17 protein-coding genes are annotated in these 22,215 nt (G+C 71.7%); 10 read left to right on the plus strand and 7 right to left on the minus strand.

What is annotated here, in order from left to right; translation table 11 throughout:
* Positions 1 to 64 precede the first annotated feature (64 nt).
* Positions 65 to 511 carry a GNAT family N-acetyltransferase gene (locus tag CLV67_RS09210; protein ID WP_106316750.1) on the plus strand — a complete coding sequence of 149 codons (447 nt, stop codon included), beginning with the start codon at positions 65 to 67 and terminating at the stop codon, positions 509 to 511.
* On the opposite strand, the gene CLV67_RS09215 is transcribed toward CLV67_RS09210, so the two are convergent.
* Positions 508 to 1,431 carry a quinone oxidoreductase family protein gene (locus CLV67_RS09215; protein WP_106316751.1) on the minus strand — a complete coding sequence of 308 codons (924 nt, stop codon included), beginning with the start codon at positions 1,429 to 1,431 and terminating at the stop codon, positions 508 to 510. The two genes, CLV67_RS09210 and CLV67_RS09215, sit on opposite strands and share 4 nt — an antisense overlap.
* Positions 1,432 to 1,465: 34 nt before the next feature.
* On the opposite strand from CLV67_RS09215, the gene CLV67_RS09220 reads away from it, so the two are divergent.
* Complete coding sequence (locus CLV67_RS09220) at positions 1,466 to 2,248, plus strand: type 1 glutamine amidotransferase (RefSeq protein ID WP_106316752.1); 783 nt, start codon at positions 1,466 to 1,468, stop codon at positions 2,246 to 2,248.
* The gene (locus tag CLV67_RS09225; RefSeq protein ID WP_106317127.1) at positions 2,248 to 5,199 is read left to right on the plus strand and encodes a bifunctional [glutamine synthetase] adenylyltransferase/[glutamine synthetase]-adenylyl-L-tyrosine phosphorylase; all 2,952 of its coding nucleotides are present in this window, start codon (positions 2,248 to 2,250) and stop codon (positions 5,197 to 5,199) included. Before CLV67_RS09220 ends, CLV67_RS09225 begins: the two co-directional genes overlap by 1 nt.
* Here CLV67_RS09225 and CLV67_RS09230 read toward each other — a convergent pair whose 3' ends face one another.
* Together CLV67_RS09230 and CLV67_RS09235 are read right to left on the minus strand one after the other, a co-directional pair.
* Positions 5,200 to 5,859 (minus strand): hypothetical protein, encoded by a 660-nt coding sequence (locus CLV67_RS09230; RefSeq protein WP_146169031.1) that lies wholly within the window; start codon positions 5,857 to 5,859, stop codon positions 5,200 to 5,202.
* 158 nt (positions 5,860 to 6,017) lie between these two features.
* Positions 6,018 to 6,458, minus strand: coding sequence for a MarR family winged helix-turn-helix transcriptional regulator (locus CLV67_RS09235; RefSeq protein WP_106316754.1), 441 nt, complete (start codon positions 6,456 to 6,458; stop codon positions 6,018 to 6,020).
* Positions 6,459 to 6,523: 65 nt separating this feature from the next.
* Here CLV67_RS09235 and CLV67_RS09240 point away from each other — a divergent pair, with 65 nt between their 5' ends.
* Entirely contained in the window at positions 6,524 to 6,739 is a 216-nt protein-coding gene (locus CLV67_RS09240) for a hypothetical protein (protein ID WP_106316755.1), read from the plus strand.
* Positions 6,740 to 6,830: 91 nt separating this feature from the next.
* Here the strand turns inward: CLV67_RS09240 and CLV67_RS09245 are convergent, their stop codons facing one another.
* A complete protein-coding gene (locus CLV67_RS09245) occupies positions 6,831 to 8,435 on the minus strand; it encodes a hypothetical protein (RefSeq protein ID WP_106317129.1) in 1,605 nt (534 codons plus the stop codon).
* 57 nt (positions 8,436 to 8,492) lie between these two features.
* Between CLV67_RS09245 and mptB the strand changes: the two genes are divergently transcribed.
* From mptB to CLV67_RS09270, 5 genes are all read left to right on the plus strand, one after another.
* Positions 8,493 to 9,878, plus strand: a complete 1,386-nt coding sequence (mptB, locus tag CLV67_RS09250) for a polyprenol phosphomannose-dependent alpha 1,6 mannosyltransferase MptB (RefSeq protein WP_106316756.1) — start codon at positions 8,493 to 8,495, stop codon at positions 9,876 to 9,878.
* On the plus strand, positions 9,868 to 10,956 hold the full coding sequence (locus CLV67_RS09255; protein WP_249037940.1) for a glycosyltransferase 87 family protein: 1,089 nt from the start codon (positions 9,868 to 9,870) through the stop codon (positions 10,954 to 10,956). The genes mptB and CLV67_RS09255 overlap by 11 nt, the downstream gene beginning before the upstream one ends.
* 9 nt (positions 10,957 to 10,965) lie before the next feature.
* Positions 10,966 to 13,092, plus strand: coding sequence for an esterase-like activity of phytase family protein (locus CLV67_RS09260; protein ID WP_106316758.1), 2,127 nt, complete (start codon positions 10,966 to 10,968; stop codon positions 13,090 to 13,092).
* Between the two features lie 67 nt (positions 13,093 to 13,159).
* Complete coding sequence (locus CLV67_RS09265; protein WP_203737049.1) at positions 13,160 to 14,095, plus strand: ATP-binding cassette domain-containing protein; 936 nt, start codon at positions 13,160 to 13,162, stop codon at positions 14,093 to 14,095.
* 5 nt (positions 14,096 to 14,100) lie between these two features.
* Positions 14,101 to 14,853: an ABC transporter permease gene (locus CLV67_RS09270; protein ID WP_106317131.1), complete on the plus strand. Its 753-nt coding sequence runs from the start codon at positions 14,101 to 14,103 to the stop codon at positions 14,851 to 14,853.
* On the opposite strand, the gene CLV67_RS09275 is transcribed toward CLV67_RS09270, so the two are convergent.
* Positions 14,779 to 17,889 (minus strand): AfsR/SARP family transcriptional regulator, encoded by a 3,111-nt coding sequence (locus CLV67_RS09275; protein WP_106316760.1) that lies wholly within the window; start codon positions 17,887 to 17,889, stop codon positions 14,779 to 14,781. The genes CLV67_RS09270 and CLV67_RS09275 overlap by 75 nt on opposite strands.
* A 319-nt stretch (positions 17,890 to 18,208) precedes the next feature.
* On the opposite strand from CLV67_RS09275, the gene CLV67_RS09280 reads away from it, so the two are divergent.
* Positions 18,209 to 18,853 (plus strand): YdcF family protein, encoded by a 645-nt coding sequence (locus tag CLV67_RS09280; RefSeq protein ID WP_170153794.1) that lies wholly within the window; start codon positions 18,209 to 18,211, stop codon positions 18,851 to 18,853.
* On the opposite strand, the gene CLV67_RS09285 is transcribed toward CLV67_RS09280, so the two are convergent.
* On the minus strand, positions 18,854 to 19,099 hold the full coding sequence (locus CLV67_RS09285; RefSeq protein WP_146169032.1) for a hypothetical protein: 246 nt from the start codon (positions 19,097 to 19,099) through the stop codon (positions 18,854 to 18,856).
* Positions 19,100 to 20,656: 1,557 nt separating this feature from the next.
* Positions 20,657 to 22,081 (minus strand): type I glutamate--ammonia ligase, encoded by a 1,425-nt coding sequence (gene glnA, locus CLV67_RS09290; RefSeq protein WP_106316763.1) that lies wholly within the window; start codon positions 22,079 to 22,081, stop codon positions 20,657 to 20,659.
* Between the last annotated feature and the right edge of the window lie 134 nt (positions 22,082 to 22,215).

The following is a 22,215-nucleotide window of genomic DNA, read 5'->3' on the forward strand; positions in this document are numbered from 1 at the left end:
GACTCTGCGGGACCGCCGCGACACCGTCCTGTCGGTGTTTCCGGACTTTGGCAAGATCACCCGAATGGCAGAGATCAGACTCGAACCGGTCACCCCGGCCAACTGGCGCGACTGCGCCGCCCTCACCGTCCACCCCGACCAGGAGCAGTTCGTCGCCGAGGTCACCTACTACCTGTGCATGTGCCACTACGGCGACACGTGGAAGCCGCTCGCCGCGGTCCGCGATGACGAGGTGGTCGGGTTCGTGATCTGGGGCGTCGACGACGACGGCAGCCGGTGGATCGGCGGCCTCGTGGTGGACGCCGGGAAGCAGCGCCGGGGCATCGGCCGCGAGATCGTCCGGCAGCTGCGCGAACGTCTGATCGCCGAGCCGGGCACCCCGAACGTGGCGCTGAGCTACCAGCCGGCCAACACCGCGGCCCGCGACCTGTACCTCTCGATGGGCTTCGTGGAGACCGGCGAGACCGAGGACGACGAGGTCGTCGCGAGGTGGACACCCCCGAGCTCCTAGGCCAGGCGGTGCACGTCGATCACGAGCTTGCCGGACGTGACCCGGCTCTCCAGGTCGGCGTGCGCCCGGCCGACCGCCGAGAGCGGATGGCGGCCCCCGATCCGTGCGGTCAGCACACCCCGCCCGGCCAGGTGGAACAGCCGGGCCGCGCTGATCCGGTAGAGCTCGGGGTCGTCGAGCACCCGCTGCAGCCAGAACCCGAGCACCCCGGTCGAGGCCGTCATCAGGTCGTCCACCGCGACCGTGTTCGCGACTTCACTGGCGCCGCCGTACGCCACGATCCGCCCGAACGGCGCCAGGGCAGCGTGCAGCTGCTCGAACGTACGCCCGCCCACGCTGTCCAGCACCAGGGTCGGCGTCTCGTCGAGAGCCGCGCCGAGGTCCGGATGCCGGGAGTCGACCGTGGCGTGCGCACCGAGCTGAGCGGCGAGCGCCCGCTTCGCCGGTGACGAGGCCAGCGCGATCACCCGTGCCCCGGCCGCCCGGGCCAGCTGGACGGCGAGATGCCCGACCCCGCCGGCGCCCGCGGTCACGACCACCACGTCGTCGGCGGTGACCCGGCCGAGGGTGTGCAGGCTGTGCCAGGCCGTCAGACCCTGCTCGAGCACGGCCAGCGCCTGCTCGTCGCTGACGTCGCCGGGCACCTCGACCACGTGCTGGGCCGGCGCCACCTGCGCGTATCCACCACCACCGCGCAGCAGGGCGGCGACGCGCCGGCCGTCGGAACGGCGCCGGCCGACCACGTCGGCGCCCAGCACGGCGGGTAGGGGCGGCTTCTCGTACTCCCCGCGCCGCCGGTGGACGTCGGCGTAGTTCACCCCGGCCAGCGTCACGTCGACGACGTCGCCCGCGGGCTCCGGGATCTCGGTCAGCGCGAACACGTCGGGACCGCCGAAGGCGGTGATCACGGCGGCGAGCATGCCTCATTCAAACAGCACCCGTTAGCCTCGACGTGTGGCCACCGCACTAGTCATCGAGAACGACCCCAGCGACGACCTCCGACGGCTCGGGGACTGGCTCACCGAGGCCGGGCTGGAGCTCACCGTGCTCCGGCCGTACGCCGGTGATCCGCTGCCGGAGACCCTGGACGGCTTCCTGGCGCTGATCGTGCTGGGCGGCGATCAGAACGCCTTCCCCGACCACGCCGGCGAGCCGGGCGCGCCCTGGTTCCCGCAGCTGGAGGGGCTGTTGCGCAAGGCGGTCCGGTACCGCGTGCCCACCCTCGGCGTCTGCCTCGGCGGCCAGTTGCTCGCGCACGCGCACGGCGGCACCGTGGAGCGCGGCACGGCCGGGCCGGAGATCGGTCCCGGCCTGGTCGCCAAACGGGACGCGGCCGACGACGACCCGCTGTTCAAGTGGGTTCCGCTGCTGCCCGACGTGCTTCAGTGGCACCGCGACGAGATCACCGAGCTGCCGATGAACGCGGTGCTGCTCGCCGCGTCGAGCCGGTTCCCGCACCAGGCGTTCCGGATCGGCGACCGGGCCTGGGGCCTGCAGTTCCACATCGAGTGCGACGCCGAGATGATCGCCGACTGGGCGCGCAGCGACAGCGCCACGCTGGCCGAGCTCGGCTACGACCCGGAGGCCGTGGTGCAGGCCACCGCCGGGGCGCTGGCCGACGTGGAGGAGGTGTGGCAGCCGTTCGCCATGCGGTTCGCCTCCCTCGCGCTCGGCACGCTGGCCGACGCCGACATACCGAACCCCACCGGCCGGACCCTGCCCCTGCTGGGGCAGTGATGACCAGGCCCACCCGCCTCGCCCGGTACGGCTTCGCCGACAACGGCGCCCGCGCCACCGACCTGCTCGGGCCGGGCGGGCTGAGGCTGTGGGACACCGAGGCGCAGGCCCCGGTCGACGAGCGGGCCGCGAGCCTGCTGGAGGCGCTCTCCAAGGCCGCCGACCCCAACCTGGCGCTGCGTCAGCTGCACCGGGTGGTCGAGTCGGCGGAGCGGAGCGGCAAGAAGGCCGAGGAGCTGCTCGGCGAGATGTCCGAGGACCACGGGTTGCGGCGGCGGCTCGTCGCGGTGCTCGGCGCGTCGTCGGCGCTCGGCGACCACCTGGTCGCCAACCCGGAGGAGTGGCGCACCCTGGCCACCGGGCGCAGCGGCATGCCCCCGGACGCCGACGGCGGGCTGGCCGACTTCGAGGACCTGACCGTGCCGGCGCTGCGTAAGGCGTACCGCATCTCGCTCTTGCGTATCGCTGCCGCCGACCTGACGGCGGGCCGCGGCCTGGAGCCCACCATGGCCGCCCTGTCCCGCCTGGCCGACGAGACCCTGGCCGTCGCCTACTCGATCGCCGTCGCCGCCCTGCCGTCGTCGGTGGCCGAGCCGCGGCTCGCGGTCGTGGCGATGGGCAAGTGCGGCGGCAACGAGCTCAACTACGTCTCCGACGTCGACGTGATCTTCGTGGCCGCCGGCGACGAGGATCTGCAGGCCGGTACCACGATCGCGGCCCGGCTGATCGAGATCTGCGGCCAGGTGGCCTGGCCGGTGGACGCCGCGCTGCGCCCGGAGGGCAGCCGTGGCCCGCTGGTCCGCACGCTGGCCAGCCATCAGGCCTACTATCGCCGCTGGGCCCGCACGTGGGAGTTCCAGGCGCTGCTCAAGGCCCGTCCGGCCGCCGGTGACCTGGCCCTGGCGCAGGAGTGGATCGCCGACCTGGCGCCGCTGGTCTGGCACGCCGCCGAACGGCCCGAGGCGGTCGCCGACGTCCGCGACATGCGCCGCAAGATCATCGACAACATCCCGAAGAAGGAACTGGACCGCGAGATCAAACGCGGTCCGGGCGGCCTGCGTGACATCGAGTTCGCGGTCCAGCTGCTCCAGCTGGTGCACGGCCGGGTCGACGAGACGCTGCGCGGCGGCGGGACCCTGCCGGCGCTGCGGGCCCTGGTCACCGGCGGGTACGTCGGCCGCGAGGACGGCGAGACGCTGCTGCGCGGTTACCGCTTCCTGCGCGGTGTCGAGCACCGCCTCCAACTTCAGCAGCTCAAACGTACGCACACCGTGCCTGATGACCCGGGCGGTCTGCGCTGGCTGGCGGCCGCCCTCGGCTACACCGCCCTGCCCGGCCGCGACGCCGTCGAGGCGTTCCGCTCGGACTGGGTGGGCCACGCCGCGAACGTCCGCCGCCTGCACGTGAAGCTGCTCTACCGCCCGCTGCTGGAGGCGGTCGCCCGGGTGCCGGCCGAGGAACTGCGGATGACGACCGAGTCGGCCCGCAAGCGGCTGGAGATCCTCGGTTTCGCCGACCCGGCCGGCGCGCTGCGTCACCTGGAGGCGCTGACCGGCGGCGTGACCCGGACGTCGGCGATTCAGCGCACGCTGCTGCCGATGCTGCTGCAGGACTTCGCCGACGCCCCGGAACCCGACCGTGGCCTGCTCAGCTACCGCCAGGTGTCGGACAAGCTGGGCAGCACACCGTGGTATTTGCGCCTGCTGCGCGACGGCGGCCCGGTGGCACGCCGCCTGGCCCGGGTCCTGAGCCTCTCCCGGTACGCCACCGACCTGCTGACCCGCGACCCGGAGGCGCTGCGACTGCTCGCCGACGACGCCGAGCTGCAGCCACGGCCCCGCGAGTCGCTGCTCGACGGGTTCGCCGCGGCCGGGGAGCGGCACGCCGACCCGGTCAAGGCGATCGCCGCGGTCCGCGCGCTGCGCCGCCGTGAGCTGTTCCGGCTGGCCTGCGCCGACATCCTGAGTCAGGGCGGTGACCTGGCGCCGGAGCGCCCGTTGTCGGTCGAGGAGATCGGTGTGGCGCTCTCCGACGTCACCGACGCCACCCTCAACGCGGCCCTGCGGATCGCCCATCGCGCGAAACCCGGCCCGGAGGGGTTGCGGTTCGCCGTCATCGGCATGGGCAGGCTAGGCAGCTACGAGATGAGCTACCCGTCGGACGCCGACGTGCTCTTCGTCTACGAGCCACCGGCCGGCTGCCCGGAGGGCGAGGCCAGCGGGGCGGCGCACGCGATCGCCGAGGAGATGCGCCGCCTGCTGAACGCGCCCGCCCCCGACCCGGCGCTCGGGGTGGACGCCGACCTGCGCCCGGAGGGGCGTCAGGGTTCACTGGTGCGAAGCCTTCAGGCCTACCGGCAGTACTACGAGCGCTGGTCGAAGGTGTGGGAGGCGCAGGCGCTGCTGCGGGCCCGGTTCGTCGGCGGTGACGCCGACCTGGGACGGCGGTTCGAGGTCCTGGCCGACGGTGTGCGCTATCCGGCCGGCGGCCTGACCCGTGAACAGGTCACCGAGATCCGCCGGATCAAGGCCCGGGTGGAGACCGAGCGGCTGCCCCGCGGCGCGGACCCGCACACGCACACCAAGCTGGGCCGGGGCGGTCTCGCCGACGTCGAGTGGGCGGTGCAGGTCACCCAGCTGCGGCACGCCCACGCGGTTCCGGAGCTGCGTAAGACCCGGACTCTGGAGGCGCTGGCCTCGGCGGTGGAGGCGGGCCTGGTCGCCGCGTCGGACGCGGCCGAGATGGCGGCCGGCTGGACGCTCGCGGCGCAGGTGCGCAACGCCCTCACCCTGGTCCGTGGCCGTCCGACCGACCAGCTGCCCCGGCACGGGGTCGAGCTGGCGGGCGTGGTGCTCCTGCTGGACGGCGGCGACCCGGGTGAGTTCGTGGACCGCTACCTGCGGCTGACCCGGCGGTCCCGGGCGGCGATGGAACGGGTGCTGGAGGCCTGATCAGCACGGTCGGTTCGTGCCGTCGCTCCGCAGCATGCGATAGTCGCCGTCGTCGACGGTGAGGATGTAGACGACGTCCCAGCGGGTGCAGCTCTCGTCGGGGCGTTCCGGCGGGCCGTGACCGGCCTTCTGCTCGCTGCGGAAGCTCACCTCGGCCCGCAGCCGCCCCGACGCCGTCGAGCTGAGCCTCCGCAGCACGACGTCGGAGTCCCGGCTGGTCGAGGTGCCCTTGGCGAAGGCCTTCAGCTGACCGGGTACGCCCGGATCGAGCTCCCCGGCCGGGTCGAGCACCCTTGCCACCGCCCGGTAGTCGCGCTCGTTGATGCCGGTGAAGTAGTCGTCGAACATGGCCGCCACGTCACGGGCGCGGGGGTCGTCGACGGCCGGGTCCACGGTCACCAGGCGGACCTCGGCGTCCTCCAGGATCGGCGTGGAGCTGGTCCGGGAGGCGGCCGGGGCCGGCGCCGTGGTGGCGGCGGCCAAGGGTTGCCGCTCGGCACCCATCAGGCGCGGTCCGCCGACCACCGCCGCGGTGCCCAGAGCGCCGATGAGCACGACGATCGGCAGGGCCGGCAGCACGCGGCTGCGTGAGGGTGGCTCGGGCTCGGCCGGCTCCGGTATCCAGAGCGGCGCGGCCGGCTCGGGCTTCCAGATCTCCACGGCCCGTGACTCGCGGCGCGGCCGCTCGCACGCCGTACACGGGTCCGGCATTCCGATGTTGCGTGCACCGCAGTTGACGCAGATCCACATCCGGCTCGTCCTCCCACCGTGCTCAACGAAGCCGGCGGATGGATGCCGCGGAGGGTCACCTGCCCGTGTCAGCCGGTGGCGGCGGCGATCACCCGCGTCAGTGCCTCGTGCACGCGGCGAAGCTCCTCGATCGGCATGCCGAGCCGCTCGACCACGGCGGGCGGGATCTTCTCGGCGTCGGCGCGCAGGGCCCGGCCGCGTTCGGTCAGCGTGAGCGCGAGGCTCCGCTCGTCGGACCGGTCGCGCTCGCGCCGGACGTACCCGATGGCCTCGAGTCTTTTGAGCAGTGGGGAAAGGGTGCCCGGGTCGAGTTGCAGAAGTTCGCTGAGCCGGCGCACCGAAAGCGGGGCATGCTGCCAGAGGGCGAGCATCACGAGGTACTGCGGGTGTGTCAGGCCCATCGGTTCGAGCAGGGGCCGGTAGATCGCCACGACACTGCGGGCGGCCACCGACAGCGCGAAGCAGACCTGCTGCTCCAGCGCCAGGGGGTCCTCGACCGGGTCACTCATGGGTGGTCAGCCTACCAATAGTTGGTGTACAAATGATTGGACCACCAAGCATATCGGGAGACGTCATGTCGAGCTTCAAGGCCTGGTTTCACCGCACGTTCGACGACTGGTTCTTCCGGTCGCTGATCGGGCCGGCCCAGACCAAGGGCGCCGTGCACGGGGCCGACCACTTCGCTCGTGAGCAGTGGAAACGCGACCTTGAGAACCGCAAGCGCTACACCCGCGAGCAGCGTGAGCGCAAACGCGCCGAGCGCGAGGCCCGCCGTTCCGGCGTCAGCTGAGCGCCGCCCCGCCGAATTGCCCGTTCAGGCGGGAGACGTGCCCCAGCGAACCCCAGTCGATGTCGTCGAGCCCCGCGAACATTGGCGCACCCTAGAACAGACTGCTGGTCAGGGTGTAGCGGCCGGCGGCCGGGACACGGAGCCGGGTCCAGTCGCCCTCGGCGGCGGTCACTGTGGCGCCGCCGGAGACGGTCAGCCAGCGGTGGTGGCGCACCCGCACGGCGATCTCCCCGGCGGCCGGCGCGTCCAGCACGATCGTCGCGGCGTCCTGCCGGACCAGTGTGGCCGGGGCGCCGACGATCGCACGCGGCGCGGCCACCGCGTACAGGCGCCAGTGCGGTCCGGTCCAGATCAGGGTGAGGTACGGCAACCCGCCCGTCACCAGCGCGGCCTCGTCCCGGCCGGGCCACGCGAGTTCCACGTCGGGCACCGCCACGAACTGGACGGCCTCATGATCGAGCCAGGCCCGGTAGCTGTCGGCGTTCAGCTCGACGCCGGTCCCGGCCGCGCCCGGCACGGTGGTGAAGAACAGCGGGTTCCGGTCGATGTCGGCCTGCCGCAGCCACCCCCGTGCCAGCGGTATCTCCGCCATCGACGCGGCCTCCCAGTACGACCGGGTCGGCGGGATCTCCACCCGCCCGGTCAGCGTCTCGGCGGCCAGCCGGTCCAGCAGTGGCCGGAAGTACGCCGGATCCGCCGACGGGTTGCCGATGTCACGAATGTCGTTCGCCACCACCGGCGGCTGCCACCACGCCACCACCGCGAGCAGCACGACCACGGCCCACGAGGGAGTCGATCTCCGTCGGGGCAGCACCGCCCAGGCGGCCAGCACCGGCAGCGCGAACATCACCGCGAGCCGTGTCGCGTTCAGCCCCACCGGCGTGTGGATCAGCGACGCGGCCAGCACGCCGGCCGACGACAGGAGCGCACCGATCCGCACCGCCCGCACCGGCACGAGAACAGCCACGACCACGCCGGTCACCACGGCGTGCACGGTGTCGGTGCGGCTGATGTTCATCCACCCGCCGTCCCCGAACAGCAGCGAGGTGACCGCGAGCGGCACGGCGGCCGGAACCGCCACCAGCAACCCCGCCCCCCGGCGGTGCCGTACCGCTGTCCCGGGCGCGGTGAGACAGCGGTGTGACCCAGCCGGTGGGGTTGACAGGGTCAGGGCCACGCCGGCCAGGCCTAGGAACAGGCCGGCGACCGGGCTCGTCGCGGCGCACAGCAGGGCGAGGAGAACAGCCGCCGCCACTCGGGTGCGGCGGTTCGGCAGGGTGAGCGCGATCAGGGCCGCGAGGCCGAAACAGATCCCGAGGCCGTACGTCACCCGCCCGCTGATCAGGTTCCCGGCGAAGGCGGCGACACCCAGGAGAGCGCCGGCCACCGGCCGCACGGCTCCGGTGCGCCGCAGCAGCACGGCCAGCAGCACCGGACCGGCGACCAGTGTCAGCACCCCGGTGATCCGCACGCCGAGCAGCGCCATCACCGCCGGTGACACCAGGCTGTAGCCGAACTGCTCGACCCCGGCGTACCAGCGCAGGTCGACCGGCACCGTCCCGTGTGCTTCGAGGAACCCGGCCCGTGCGACCTGCGCGGCCAGGTCCGACCCCATCGGCGGGAGCAGCAGGTAGACCACGCCGAGCGCGGTCGCGACCAGCGCGGCGCTCCACTCCAGCCGTCGCCGGGCCCACATCCCGCCGACCATACCGGTACGTCGGTGGTAGCAGCCTGTCACGGTAGGGTCTGCGGCATGCCCCGTCCGATCGTCGTCCGCTGCACGGGGCTGGCAGGCAGTCTGCTGCTCGCGGGGGCGGCGTGGCTGGGCGGGGCGAGCAGTCCGTGGGAACCCACGGTGACGCCCCGAACGATCCTCGCCGGGCGTGACGGTGTGTTGCTGCCGCTCTGCTGGCTGGCCGGCACGCTGCTGCTGACCGGCGCCTGGTGGGCCGGGCGGCGGGTGGTGCCGTCGCTGCGCCACGCCTTGGTGACTGCCGCTCTGTGGGCGCTGCCTCTGCTGCCGTTCCTGCCGCTCGGCAGTTATGACGTCCACTCCTACGCGTGTCAGGGCTGGCAGCTGGCGGCCGGGCTCGACCCGTACGCCGGTGGTGTCGATCTTCTGGGTTGTCCCTGGACCGACGCCGTGGCGCCGACGTGGCGCGGATCACCGGCCCCTTACGGCCCGGTCTTCCTGGCGATGGCGGCGGCGGCCGCCGAGCTGGGCGGCTCGCTGACCGGGACCGTCGCGCTGCTGCGGGGGATCGCGGTGCTCGGGGTGGTGGCGCTGGCATGGTGCCTGGTGCGGCTGGCACGCCACACCGGTGTCCCGCCGGAGCGCGCGGTGTGGCTGGCCCTGGCCTGTCCGCTCGTGCCGATCCACCTGATCTCGGGCGCCCACAACGAGGCGGTGATGGTGGCGCTGCTGGCCGGCGGGCTGCTCGCCGCCGTGTCCCGGCGCGTGCTGCTCGCCGGGGTGCTGCTGGGTCTGGCCGTCGGCGTGAAGGCGACAGCGGTCGTGGTGCTGCCGTTCGTGGCGCTGCTGTTCCCGGGCCTGGCCCGCAAGGCGATGCTGGCCGGGGGAGCGGTGGCGACGCTGACGGCCGTGTCGTTCGGCACCGGGCTGGGGCTCGGCTGGGTGACCGGCCTGTCCGGCAGCGGGGTGTCGGTGCAGTGGACGGCGCCGCCGACCGCGGTCGGCATGACCCTGGAGCTGCTCGGGGTGCCCGGCGCGGTGACCGGCGCCCGGATCGCGGGGATGATCGTCCTGTCCGCGGTCCTGGTGTGGCTGTGGCTGCGGGCGCGCCATCGGGACCCGGTGCTGCACGCCGGCCTGGCCCTGGCCGCGACCGTCCTGCTGGCCCCGGTGTTCCATCCCTGGTACGCCCTGTGGCCGCTGACCGTCCTGGCGGTCACCCTGCCCGGGGACACCCGGTGGCTCGCCGCCCCCTGCGCGGTGGCCGGAGTCCTCTGTTTGCCCGACGGGTACAACCTGGCCTTGGCGACGAAAGCGCAGGGAGCGATCGTCGTGACCGTGCTCGTTGGTTGTCTAGTGTGGAAAGTTCTGTATGAAACGAAAAGCGATAGTCGGCGGCTTGCTGTCGATCACGGTGGGGCTGATCGTTCTAGCGGTGTTCCGTAACTCGTACTTCGACTCCCGGGTCTATCACGGGGCGATCGTGTACTGGTTCCGGGACGGCGGCATGGTCTACGACTTCCTTCGCCCGGGTACGCCGTACGGCTTCACCTATCCGCCCTTCGCCGGTCTGGTGATGTCGCCGATGGCGGCCCTGCCGGTGTTGATGGTCATGATCCTCGCGTCGATCGGCACGGTGATCACCACGGGTCTGCTGGTCTGGTGGATGACCGGTCCGCTGATCCGTAGCCGGGGCTGGCCGCTCGGCTTCACGTTCATGATCTTCCTCTGCCTGGCACTGTCCTTCGAGCCGGTGCGCGAAACGATCAGTTTCGGCCAGGTCAACACGCTCCTGCTGACCCTGGTCGCCGCCGACATGCTGCTCGGGCTCGCCAAGGGCCGCAAGTGGGCCGGAATCGGCATCGGCCTGGCCACCGCGATCAAGCTGACGCCCGGCGTCTTCATCATCTATCTGCTGGTGACCCGGCGCTGGCGGGCCGCCGGCACCGCGATCGGCACGGCCACCGGTGTCACCCTGCTGGCCGGGGCGATCTTCCCGGACGAGTCCCGCGAGTTCTGGACCTCGGCGCTCTGGGACACCAACCGGGTCGGGCTGCTGCACTACCTGTCCAACCAGTCCGAACGCGGCCTGCTGGCCCGTCTGCCGATCGACACGATCGAGTCGAAGGTGTGGGTCGTGTGCGTGCTGCTGACCCTCGGCGCCTGGGCGTGGCGGGTGGCGAAGGCGCCCGACGACGTGCTCGGCGGCCTGGCCCTCACCGGCATCCTGAGCTGCCTCATCAGCCCGGTCACCTGGGTGCACCACTGGGTGTGGGTGCTCCCGGCGCTGGTGCGGTGCCTGTCGGTGTTCGACTCCGACCGGCCCCGGTTCTATCTGGGCGCCTCCGCGTACGTGCTGATGACCTCGCACGTCACGTGGCTGTGGGAGAAGGCGCCCCGGCCGCCGCTGCACATGCTCGGCGGCAATCTTTATGTCTGGTTCGGCCTGGCTCTGCTGCTCTGGACACCTCTCGGCACCCGTCGTTCGTCCGATGTCCACGAGAAGGACAAGATCATCGCGTAGTCAGAGCGCATGTCTCTACGCCGTACCACCTCGGCGGTCGTCTCCGTCGTGGCCGTGGCCGCGGTGGGTGCCGTGCCCACCGCGGCGGCCGCGCACGGCCGCTCGCAGGAATTCCGCCGGCTCTCCACGTTCCCGGCCTACCTGAACTCGTCGATCGACGACACCGCGGCAGCCGAGATCTCCACGGTCACCGAGGACGGCCGCACGGTCGTCTACACCGACAGCCCTGGTAAACGCCTCGGATTCGTCGACATCAGCAACCCGTCCGCGCCGAAGCCGGCCGGCACCCTCGCGGTCGGCGGCGAGCCCACCTCGGTGGCGCACCTGGGCCGCCTGCTGCTCGCCGGTGTCAACACCCGGACCAGCTTCACCGCCCCGTCCGGCAAGCTCGTCGTGATCGACTCCGCGACCCGCGCGGTGAAGAGGGAGATCGACCTCGGCGGCCAGCCCGACTCGGTCGCCGTCGCTCCGAGCGGCCGCTACATCGCCGTCGCCATCGAGAACGAGCGTGACGAGGACGCGGGCGGCGGCGCGATCCCGCAGGCCCCGGCCGGTTGGCTCGCCGTGATCGACACCCGTACCTGGAAGGTCTCCCGGGTTGATCTGTCCGGTCTGTCGGCGGTGGCGCCCACCGACCCGGAGCCGGAGTACGTCAGCATCAACTCCCGCGACGAGGCCGTCGTCTCGCTGCAGGAGAACAATCACCTCGTCGTGGTCTCGCTCGGTTCCAGGCGCGTTTTGTCCGACTTCAGTGCCGGTGAAGTGACCGTCACTCAGGTCGACACCACGGACGACGACAAGATCTCGCTGGACGGCACGATCACCGCGAAGCGCGAGCCCGACGGTGTGGCCTGGATCAACGACGACCTGTTCGCCACCGCCAACGAGGGCGACTACGAGGGCGGCTCCCGCGGCTGGTCGATCTTCAGCAAGAAGACCGGCAAGGTCGTCTGGGACGCCGGCAACAGCCTCGAGCACCTCGCCGTCGCCCACGGCCAGTACCCGGACAAGCGCTCCGACGCCAAGGGTGTCGAGGCCGAGAACGTCGCGTTCGCCGTCCTCAACCGGACCCCGTACGTCTTCGTCAACTCGGAGCGCGGCAACTTCACCGCCGTCTACGACGTGTCGAACCCGGCCAAGCCGCGCTTCAAGCAGCTCCTGCCGACCACCAACGGCCCCGAGGGCGTCGTCGCGGTCCCGTCCCGCAACCTGGTCGTCGTCTCCTCCGAGGAGGAGGACGCCTCGATCGGCATCCGCGGCACCGTCCAGGTCTACGGCTTCGGCTCCCCGCGCAACTCCGCCCTGGTTTCGCGGAACGACATCCCGTGGGGCGCCCTCTCCGCCCTCTCGGCGGTTCCCGGCCGCCGGGACCGGCTGGCGAGCGTCACCGACGCCGTCTACTCGCCGACCCGCGTCCTCGGCCTCACCACCGGCGGCGTCATCGACAGCGAGCTGACCGTCACCAAGGACGGAGCGCCGGTGGGCTACGACGTCGAAGGCCTGGTGGTGCGCAAGGCAGGCGGTTACTGGCTGGCCGTCGAGGGCACCGGCGCGGGCAAGGACCCCAACCTTCTGGTACGCCTGAACGCGCGCGGCGAGGTGCAGGAGGAGATCCCGCTCTCCGCCGACGTCGCGGCCGCGATCACCAGCAACGGCCTGGAGGGCGTCACCGAGGTCGGCGCCAGCGTCTGGGTGGCCGTCCAGCGGGCCGTCAAGGGCGACCCGGCGAACACCGCCCGGATCGGCCGCTACGACACGGTCAGCAAGACCTGGTCCTGGCTGCTCTACCCGCTCGAGACCGCGCCCACCGGCTGGGTCGGACTGTCCGAGCTGGTCGCCGTCGACGCGAACACGTTCGCCGTGATCGAGCGCGACAACCAGCGCGGCACGCTCGCCGCGATCAAGCGCATCTACACCTTCGACGTGCCCAAGACCTGGACCGGCACCCCGACCGTGTCGAAGAAGCTGGTCAAGGACCTCCTGCCGCTGTTGAGGGCGGACGGTGGCTGGGTGCAGGACAAGGTCGAGGGCCTCGCCGTGGCGGGGAACGGCCGCACCTACGCCGTCACCGACAACGACGGGCTCGACGACGCGACCGGCGAGACGGTCTTCCTGGACCTGAGCCGACTGCTCTGACGTGACCTGACATGGCGCTGATCGACGTATCAGCGCCATGTCAGCACCGGGGAGCACCGTGTCCGGCATGGACACCACCTATGCGATCCACGCCGAAGGGCTGGTGAAACGCTTCGGCGAGACCACCGCCCTCGACGGCGTCGACCTGGCCGTGCGCCCGGGCACGGTCCTCGGCCTGCTGGGGCCCAACGGGGCCGGGAAGACCACCGCCGTCCGGATCCTGGCCACCCTGGTCCGCCCGGACGCCGGGCACGCCGAGGTCGGCGGGTTCGACGTCGCCCGCCGGCCGCACGAGGTCCGTGGGCTGATCGGCCTGACCGGCCAGTACGCCTCGGTCGACGAGACCTTGACCGGCACCGAGAACCTGCTCATGATCGGCCGGCTGCTCGGGCTGTCCCGCCCGGCCGCCCGCGCCCGCGCCGCCGCCCTGCTGGAACGCTTCGAGCTCACCGCCGCCGCCGGACGGGCCGCCGGCAAGTACTCCGGTGGCATGCGCCGCCGCCTCGACCTGGCGGCCAGCCTGGTCGGCGATCCGAGGGTCCTCTACCTCGACGAACCCACCACCGGTCTCGACCCGCGCAGCCGCAACGAGGTCTGGGACATCGTCCGCGGCCTCGTCGCCGACGGCGTCACCGTGCTGCTCACCACCCAGTACCTGGACGAGGCCGACCAGCTGGCCGGCGAGATCGTGGTGATCGACCACGGCCGGGTCATCGCCACCGGCACCCCCGCCGACCTCAAGTCGCGCGTCGGCGCGCAGACCGTGACCGTGCGCCCGGCCGTCATCGACGAGACGGGCCGGATCCGCGAAGCGGTCGGCCGGGTCGCCGCCGGGCCGGTCGACGTGTCCGGCGACGTGGTCCTGGCACCGGTCAGTGACCCCGGCGCACTCGCGAAACTCGTCCGTGACCTCGACGAGCAGGGACTGGCCGTGGCCGAACTGGCACTGCGCAGTCCCAGTCTGGACGAGGTCTTTCTCAGCCTGACGGGAGCACGCGCGTGACGACGATGGCGCTGCGCAACACCGGGACGCTGGCCTGGCGGACCCTGGTGCAGATCAAGCACAACCCGTTCGAGCTGATCGACTTCAGCGTCCAGCCGATCATGTTCCTGCTGCTCTTCACGTACGTCTTCGGCGGTGCGATGGCCGGCAGCCCCGCCGAGTACCTGACCTTCGCCCTGCCCGGCATCGTCGTGCAGAACCTGATCTTCGCCACCATGAACACCGGGATCGGCCTCAACACCGACATCACCAAGGGCGTCTTCGACCGGCTCCGGTCACTGCCGATCGCCCGGTCCGCGCCGCTCGCCGGCCGCATCCTGGCCGATGTGATCAAACAGGCCTGGGCGGTCGCCCTGCTCCTGGTGATCGGCATCGTGCTGGGCTTCCGGATCGAGACCGGCCCCGCCGCGACCCTCGGCGCGATCGGCCTGCTGCTCGTCTTCGCGGTGGCCCTGTCCTGGGTGTCCGTGCTGGTGGCGATGCTGGTCAGCACACCGGAGAAGGTGCAGATCTTCGGATTCGTGCTGTTCTTCCCGCTCACCATGGCCAGCGGCGCGTTCGTCGACCCGGCGACCATGCCGGGCTGGCTGCAGGCGTTCGCCGAGGTCAACCCGACCACCGTGGTGGCCGACGCGGTACGCGGCCTGCTCAGCGGCGGACCCGTGGCCGGACCGGTCACCTGGTCACTGGCCTGGGCGGGTGGCCTGCTCGTGGTCTTCGCGCCGCTCGCGGTGCGGGCCTTCCGACGCCGGATCTGAACCCGGCGCCCACCCGGCGGCGGCCGGAGCCGTCGCCATCGTCACCGTCGCGCCCTCCCGGTACGCCGCCTCGAAGCCCGCGCCGCCCAGCGCGTCGCGGGCCTCGTGGGCGGTCCGCTCCGCGTCCACGTCGGAACGGTCGCGCGTCCCGCGTACCGCATCGGCCGCCCCCAGGAGAAACGCGGCCCGCACCGGCTCGCCCTGCCGGATCGCCAGATCCGCCGTCGCGGCCAGCACCGCCGCGACCACCGGCGAGTCACGGGCGCCGTCGGCGATCCGCATTGCCTCCGCGTGCAGCTCAGCGGCCCGCACCAGGTTGCCGGCCGCACTCTCGGCCCGGCCCGCGGTGCTGTACGCCAGCGCCCGGAACTGCGGTGCGACCGTGGCACGCCCGACCAGGCGCAGCGTCTCGGCGGCCAGCCGCAGGGCCTCGTCCGGGCGGCCGTCGGCCAGGGCGAACGTGGCCTGCCCGTGCCGCACCGCGGCCAGCATCTCCGTGTTGCCCGGCTCGCGGGCGTACCCCTCGGCCCGGGTGAGCAACCGGCGGGCGTCCTCCGCGTCACCGGCCAGCCACAACTGATGTGCCAGCTTGACGGTCAGCTGCGGCAACTCCTCGCGGGTGCCGACCTCCTCGGCCAGCGCCAGCGCCTCCCGCTGCCACCCGATCGCGCGGGCGTAGTCGCCACGCGCGGCCGCGAGATCCGCCAGCGCGGTGAGCGTCATGCCGATGCCCCAGCGCTCACCCACCGCCCGGAACCCGTCCAGAGCCGCGAGCAGCCCGTCCTCCGCCGTGGCGGTCTGCTCCCCGAAGTTGAGCCGGATCTGCTCGATGAACATGCGGGCCACCGCACGCAGCCACGGATCCGGATCGTCCAGCAGGCCGACGGCCCCGCCGAAACCGTCACCGCCACGATCCCCGGACGAGAGCGTCACCAGGGTCGGCAGCAGGCGCAGCACCGGATGCGCGGAACGATCCGGATCGGCCAGATCATCGGCGCGCCGCAGCGACTCCCGGATCTCCGGCAGGCTCATCAACCCTTCAAAACCGTTGAGGGCCATGTACGCCTGAGCGAGCGCCGTCTCGGACCGGTCCCCCTCGCCCGGCATGGCCAGCATCTCCCGGTACAGGGCGGTGCCCTCCATCCGGTGCCCGCGCAGCCACCAGTACCAGCCGAGCGCGGCGCCGAGAGCCACCGCCGTCCGCCGGTCACCCGCCTCGATCGCGGCCCGGACCGAGGCGTGCAGGTTGTCGTGCTCCTCGTCCAGCCGCCGTAGCCACACCAGCTGATCGGGGCCGCGCAGGTACGGGCCGGCCTCCCGGACGACGGCCAGCAGATGCGCCGCGACCGCCCGGCGTGCCTCGTCGGTCTCACCGGCCTCGTCCAGGCGCTCCAGGCCGTACTCCCGGATCGTCTCCAGCATCCGGTAGCGGCCGTCCGGGCCCAGCACCAGCAGCGACTTGTCGACCAGGGCGGCCGGCTGATCCAGATCCGGTCCGCAGATCCGCTCGATCGCGGTCACGTCGGCTCCGGCCGGAAGCACCGCGAGCCGCCGCCACACCCGCCGTTCCGGCTCGGACAGCAGATCCCAGCTCCAGTCGACCACGGCACGCAGCGTGCGATGCCGGGGGAGCGCGGTCCGGCTGCCACCGGTCAGCAGCCCGAACCGGTCGGCCAGCCGATCCGCCAGAACCGCCGCCGGCAGGGTCCGCAGCCGGGCCGCGGCCAGCTCGATCGCGAGCGGCATGCCGTCCAGGGCACGGCAGATCCGCACGACCGGCTCGACGTTCGCCGCGCTCAGCGTGAGACCGGACGCGCGGTCCAGGAGCAGACGCACCGCCGGAGCCGCGGCGGCCGTCTCCGGATCCGCGCCGGCATCCGGCAGCGCCAGTGGCTCCACCGGGAACAGCCGCTCACCCGTGATGCCGAGCGGCTCCCGGCTGGTCGCCAGCAATCGCAGTCCGGGCGCCGCCCGCAGCAGCGCCTCGGCCAGCCCGGCGGCGGCCTCGATCACGTGCTCGCAGTTGTCCAGGATCAGCAGCAACTCCCGGTTCGCCACCGCCTCCCGGAGCCGGTCCAGCGGGGTCTGCCGCTGAGTGCCCGGCCGGGTCAGCGCCGCGTGATCCCGCAGGCGCAGTGCGCTCAGCACCGCCTGCGGGAGATCAGCCGCGTCGCGTACCGGAGCTAGCTCCACCCGCCACACCGCACCCGGAACCGCACCGCCGGCCTCGACCGAAAGCCTCGTCTTGCCGCTGCCGCCCGGACCGGTCAGGGTGACCAGCCGATGGGCGCCGACCAGGGCACACACCGCGCGGACGTCGGCGTTCCGGCCGACGAAACTGCTCACCTCGGCCGGCAGATTGCCCTCCGGGCCGTCCGCGCGCAGCAGCTCCCGATGCAGTCCGGCCAGCTCGGCCGACGGGTCGACACCGAGCTGATCGGCGAGCCCCCGCCGGACCTCGTCGAAGACCTCCAGCGCCCGGCCCCGGTTCCCGGCCCGCCACAGCGCCCGGATCAGCAGCGCGGCCAGCGGCTCGTCCAGCGGATGCGCCGCCACCAGCGCCTCCAGCTCCGGAACGACGTCCCGGGTGACCGACTCGGTGGCCAGCCGGGCACGCAGCGCCGAGAGCCGTAGCGACTCCAGACGGACCGCCTCGGCCCGCGCCGGCTCCGGAAACTCCAGGTCACCGCGCCACAACGCCAGAGCCTCGGCCGGCGCTGTGGCGGCCAGCCGGGCGAAGCGGTGCGCGTCCACCCGGTCCGGGTCGATGACCAGGCGATATCCGGCCGGTGCGGCGGTCACCTCGAGGCCCGGCACGGCCCGCCGCAGCCGGGAGACCAGTGCCTGCAATGCGTTCGGTGCGGCGGCGGGCGGCGTCTCACCCCACAACCCGTCGATCAACCGGTCCGCGGAGACCTCCCGGCCGGCGTCCAGGGCGAGAAGGACCACGAGGGTACGCAGCCGCGCGCCCGCCACCGGCAGCAGCGTCCCGTCCCCGTCCCGAACCTCCAACGGCCCGAGCAGCCCGATCTCCACGCGTCGATTCTGCCGGTCCCCGGCCACCACCGCCGTACCGGCGCGGCTCTGGCTCCCGCCGCGTTTGCCCCGCCGCGGCCTCCCGGCGTCCTCGGCCGTGGCCTTCCGCTCGCTCCCACCGCGGCCTCTCGGGCTCCTCCGCGTTTCTTCCGCTGTTGTTGGGCTCGCGCTGTTGTCGGGCTCGCGCTCTTGTCGCGGTCTTTCGCCCTCGCTGCGGCATCCCGGGTTTCTCCGCCGGGGCCTCCCAGGCCTCTTCCGCCGCTGTACCCGGAGCGGCAGGGGCTACCCAGTGGCAAAATGATCTTTTGTGGAGCTTCATGTGCTTTCGGGGACACCCGGCCTGACCCTGGACCAGGTCGCGCACGTCCTGGTGCCCGGGCACGGCCGGTCCGCCGACGGCGCCGGGCTGAACCCCGGTGGTGCCGACCGTTGCCGGATCGCCCTGACCCTGCACCGCCACCTGGGGCGAGGGTTGATCGTCTGCGCCGGCTACAAGTCTCCCGTCGACGGCAAGGGCGACCCCTGGACTACACCGGAAGCGCCCGGCGAGACCTTCCGCGGCGTGCCCGAGGCCGACCTGATGCGCGACTGGCTCCTGGCCGAGGGTGCCGACCCGGACGCCATCCGCGTCGAACGCCGCTCGATCGACACCGTCACCAACCTGCTGCGCGCCGAACACGAGGGCCACTTCGGCGACGGCCGTCCGGTGGCGATCGTCGCCCAGCGCGGCCACCTGAGCCGCATCCTCTCGGTGGTCGCTCCGCGCACGCTACGCCGCGATTACCTGGGCGTGGTCGTGCCGGCCCCCGGCCCGACCCGGGAGAACCCCCTGGCCGGCCCGGTGAGCCGAGCGATCAGCGCGTTCCTGCCGTCCGACCCGACGGCCTCGATAGCGATAGCCAGCCGCCGAGCCGAAAGCCTCTGGAGAACCGCCCAGCGACTCGGCAAACGCTCATACCACTGATCAGCAGTAGATGTTGACGGTCTGGCCGTTCGTCAGACGCCACACGTCGTACCCGAGCCCGAACGGCGGCTGCACCCGGGTCACGAACACCGCCCCCTCCGGCGCCAGGTGCGCGCACTTCGGCTGAGCGACCGGCCAGGCGGCCTGCACAGCAACCGGTGCCTGCGCCGAAGCCGGCCCGGCGTTGATCCCGACGAATGCGGCGGCACCTGCGGCCACCAGGGCGATCATGCGCAATTTAGACATGTCCATCATGGTGGCAGCGCAAAACGCCCGGAGCCGTCCCCCGCATCCGGCCCGCGATCACCGGACCATCAGCACACCACCAGAGCGACTGGCATACTCGCGCGATGCCGGCCTTGCGTACCGCCTGACGATTCGCGCTCATCGAACCGTAGATTCCGCCGAAGCCTCGACAGGGCCTGTAACGTCGCCGCCCTTAGGATCGCCGGCCGCCACCGCTATTGCCGCCACCGCTGTTGCCGCCACCGCTATTGCCGCCACCGCTGTTGCCGCCACCGCTGTTGCCGCCACCGTCGCTGTCGCTGTCGCTGCTGTGCTGTTGCTGCTGCCGAGTTCGTCGAAGCGGCCTGCGACCTGCTAGTCACCGGCTACGACGGCCCGGCTCTCGCCATGCTCGCCGGCGTGCGAAGCCCGCCGTCATCGTCGCGCCGATCGATGTCGGCTGACGGGCAAACGGATGGCCCTAGCTCCGATCCCGGCCGTTACCCGCAATCTTTGGAACGCGCTGGCAGCAGTGCGCCGCCCTACTCTGCCTCCATCACCGCCAACCCGTGTTTGGTGCGGGCCTCACGGAAGAGGCTCCCTGCAGTGGTAAATGACGGCTCGCGAGACGGCTGACCGCCATATCCCGGTGCTGGACGATCATCGTGGACCGTTTCTGGACGCCAGCCCTCTGATATGGCTGCTTCCTGGGCAGAGATGGGTGCGCATGCCACTGCTGGGTGATCAGGTATCGGCGGGAGGGGTGCGCATGTCACTGCTGGGCGATCAGATGTTGTTGGATGGGTGCGCATGCCACTGCTGGGTGATCAGGTATCGGCGGGAGGGGTGCGCATGTCACTGCTGGGCGATCAGATGTTGTCGGATGGGTGCGCATGCCACTGCTGATCGATCAGGTATCGGCGGGAGGGGTGCGCATGTCACTGCTGATCGATCAGGTGTGGCCGGGTGAGGTGCGCATGTCATCGCCTGCCGGCTTACCCGCTTGCGCTTGATCTTGGGCGGGTGGTGTCGCCTGTTGGTTCTTGAGTGATGACCATCGTCCTGACGGGAAGGTGCTCGATCTCGGCTGACCTCTGTGGACCTTGAATGCTGGTCGGTGCTGGGTGACGAGTCGTGCACAGGATGGGGACAAGCGGTGACGGAGTGTCCAAGATTCATAGTCATGGCGACGGGCGATCGCGCTTCGCCGCTACACGCCTCGGAGACGGCAAGCGCCGCGGAGGGTGGTGCGCCGCGGAGGGTGGTGCGCCGCGGAGGATGGTGCGGCGCGGAGGGTGGTGCGGCGCGGAGGGTGGTGCGGCGCGGAGGGTGGGCGCGGCGCGGAGGGCGAGCTCAAGGGCGACGGGGCGCGTAGGGCGGCGCGGCGCGGAGCGTCAATGTGAGGGCGGCGCGGCGCGAAGGGGGAGCGGCGCGGCGCGGAGGGGGAGCGGCGCGGCGCGGAGGGGGAGCGTGAGGATGGTGGGGTGAAGAAGGGTTCGCCGGCTCGGCGCCTACGCGAAACGGCGGCCACGCCGGCCGAAGCCGGGCGTGACCGCCGTTTGTCGAGCGGTACCGAGATCAGACGTTGTAGTACATCTCGAACTCGTGCGGGGTCGGGCGGAGCCGGACCGGGTCGATCTCGTTGGTTCGCTTGTAGTCGATCCACGTGGAGATCAGGTCGTCGGTGAAGACGCCGCCGGCAGTGAGGAACTCGTGGTCAGCCTCGAGCGAGTTCAGCACGGCGTCCAGCGAGCCGGGCACCTGCTTGACGCTGCCCCACTCCTCCGGCGGCAGGTCGTACAGGTCCTTGTCGATCGGGGCCGGGGGCTCGATCTTGTTCTTGATGCCGTCGAGGCCGGCCATCATCTGGGCCGAGAACGCCAGGTACGGGTTCGACGACGGGTCCGGCACGCGGAACTCGATGCGCTTGGCCTTGGGGTTACTGCCGGTCACCGGGATACGGGTGCAGGCGGACCGGTTGCGCTGCGAGTAGACCAGGTTGACCGGGGCCTCGTAGCCGGGCACCAGGCGCCGGTACGAGTTGACGGTCGGGTTGGTGAACGCGAGCAGCGACGGCGCGTGGTGCAGCAGGCCGCCGATGTACCAGCGGGCCGTGTCGGACAGGCCGGCGTAACCGGTCTCGTCGTAGAACAGCGGCTCGCCGTTCAGCCACAGGCTCTGGTGGGTGTGCATGCCGGAGCCGTTGTCACCGAAGAGCGGCTTCGGCATGAACGTGGCGGTCTTGCGGTGCTCCCACGCGGTGTTCTTGATGATGTACTTGAACAGCTGCATCTGGTCGCCGGCGTGCAGCAGGGTCGAGAACTTGTAGTTGATCTCGGCCTGGCCCGCGGTGCCGACCTCGTGGTGCGAGCGCTCGACGGTGAAGCCGGTGTCGACGAGGCGGCGGACCATGGAGTCACGCAGGTCGCTGTAGTGGTCGACCGGCGAGACCGGGAAGTAACCACCCTTGTAGGCGGTCTTGTAACCCCGGTTGCCGCCCTCTTCCTCGCGGCCGGTGTTCCAGGCGCCCTCGATCGAGTCGATGTAGTAGAACGACTGGTGCGCCGAGGTCTCGTGGCGGATCGAGTCGAAGATGTAGAACTCGGCCTCGGCGCCGAAGTAGGCGGTGTCGGCGATGCCGCTGGCCGCCAGGTAGGCCTCGGCCTTCTTGGCCACGTTCCGCGGGTCGCGCGAGTAGGCCTCGCGGGTGAACGGGTCGTGGATGAAGAAGTTGAGGGCGAGCGTCTTCTGGATCCGGAACGGGTCGATGAAGGCGGTCGCGACGTCCGGCAGCAGCATCATGTCGGACTCGTGGATGGCCTGGAAGCCGCGGATCGAGGATCCGTCGAAGGCGAGGCCGTCGGTGGCAACACTGTCGTCGAACGACTCGACCGGGATGTTGAAGTGCTGCATCACACCCGGCAGGTCACAGAAACGTACGTCGACGAACTTGACGTCCTCGTCTTTGAGGTATCGCAGGAGTTCCTCGGGATTGGCGAACACACGTCCTCCTGGCACAGTTTTCCGATACCGGGCGGCACGAGCCGCCACCTGGCAGGGCTGGTCGCGACGTTATGGGTCCGGAGTTGCCCCGGCGTATCCCTATTGTTTCCGCCGTGTTACGTAGTGCTTCGAGC

Source organism: Actinoplanes italicus (genome assembly GCF_003001815.1).
GTDB lineage: Bacteria > Actinomycetota > Actinomycetes > Mycobacteriales > Micromonosporaceae > Actinoplanes > Actinoplanes italicus.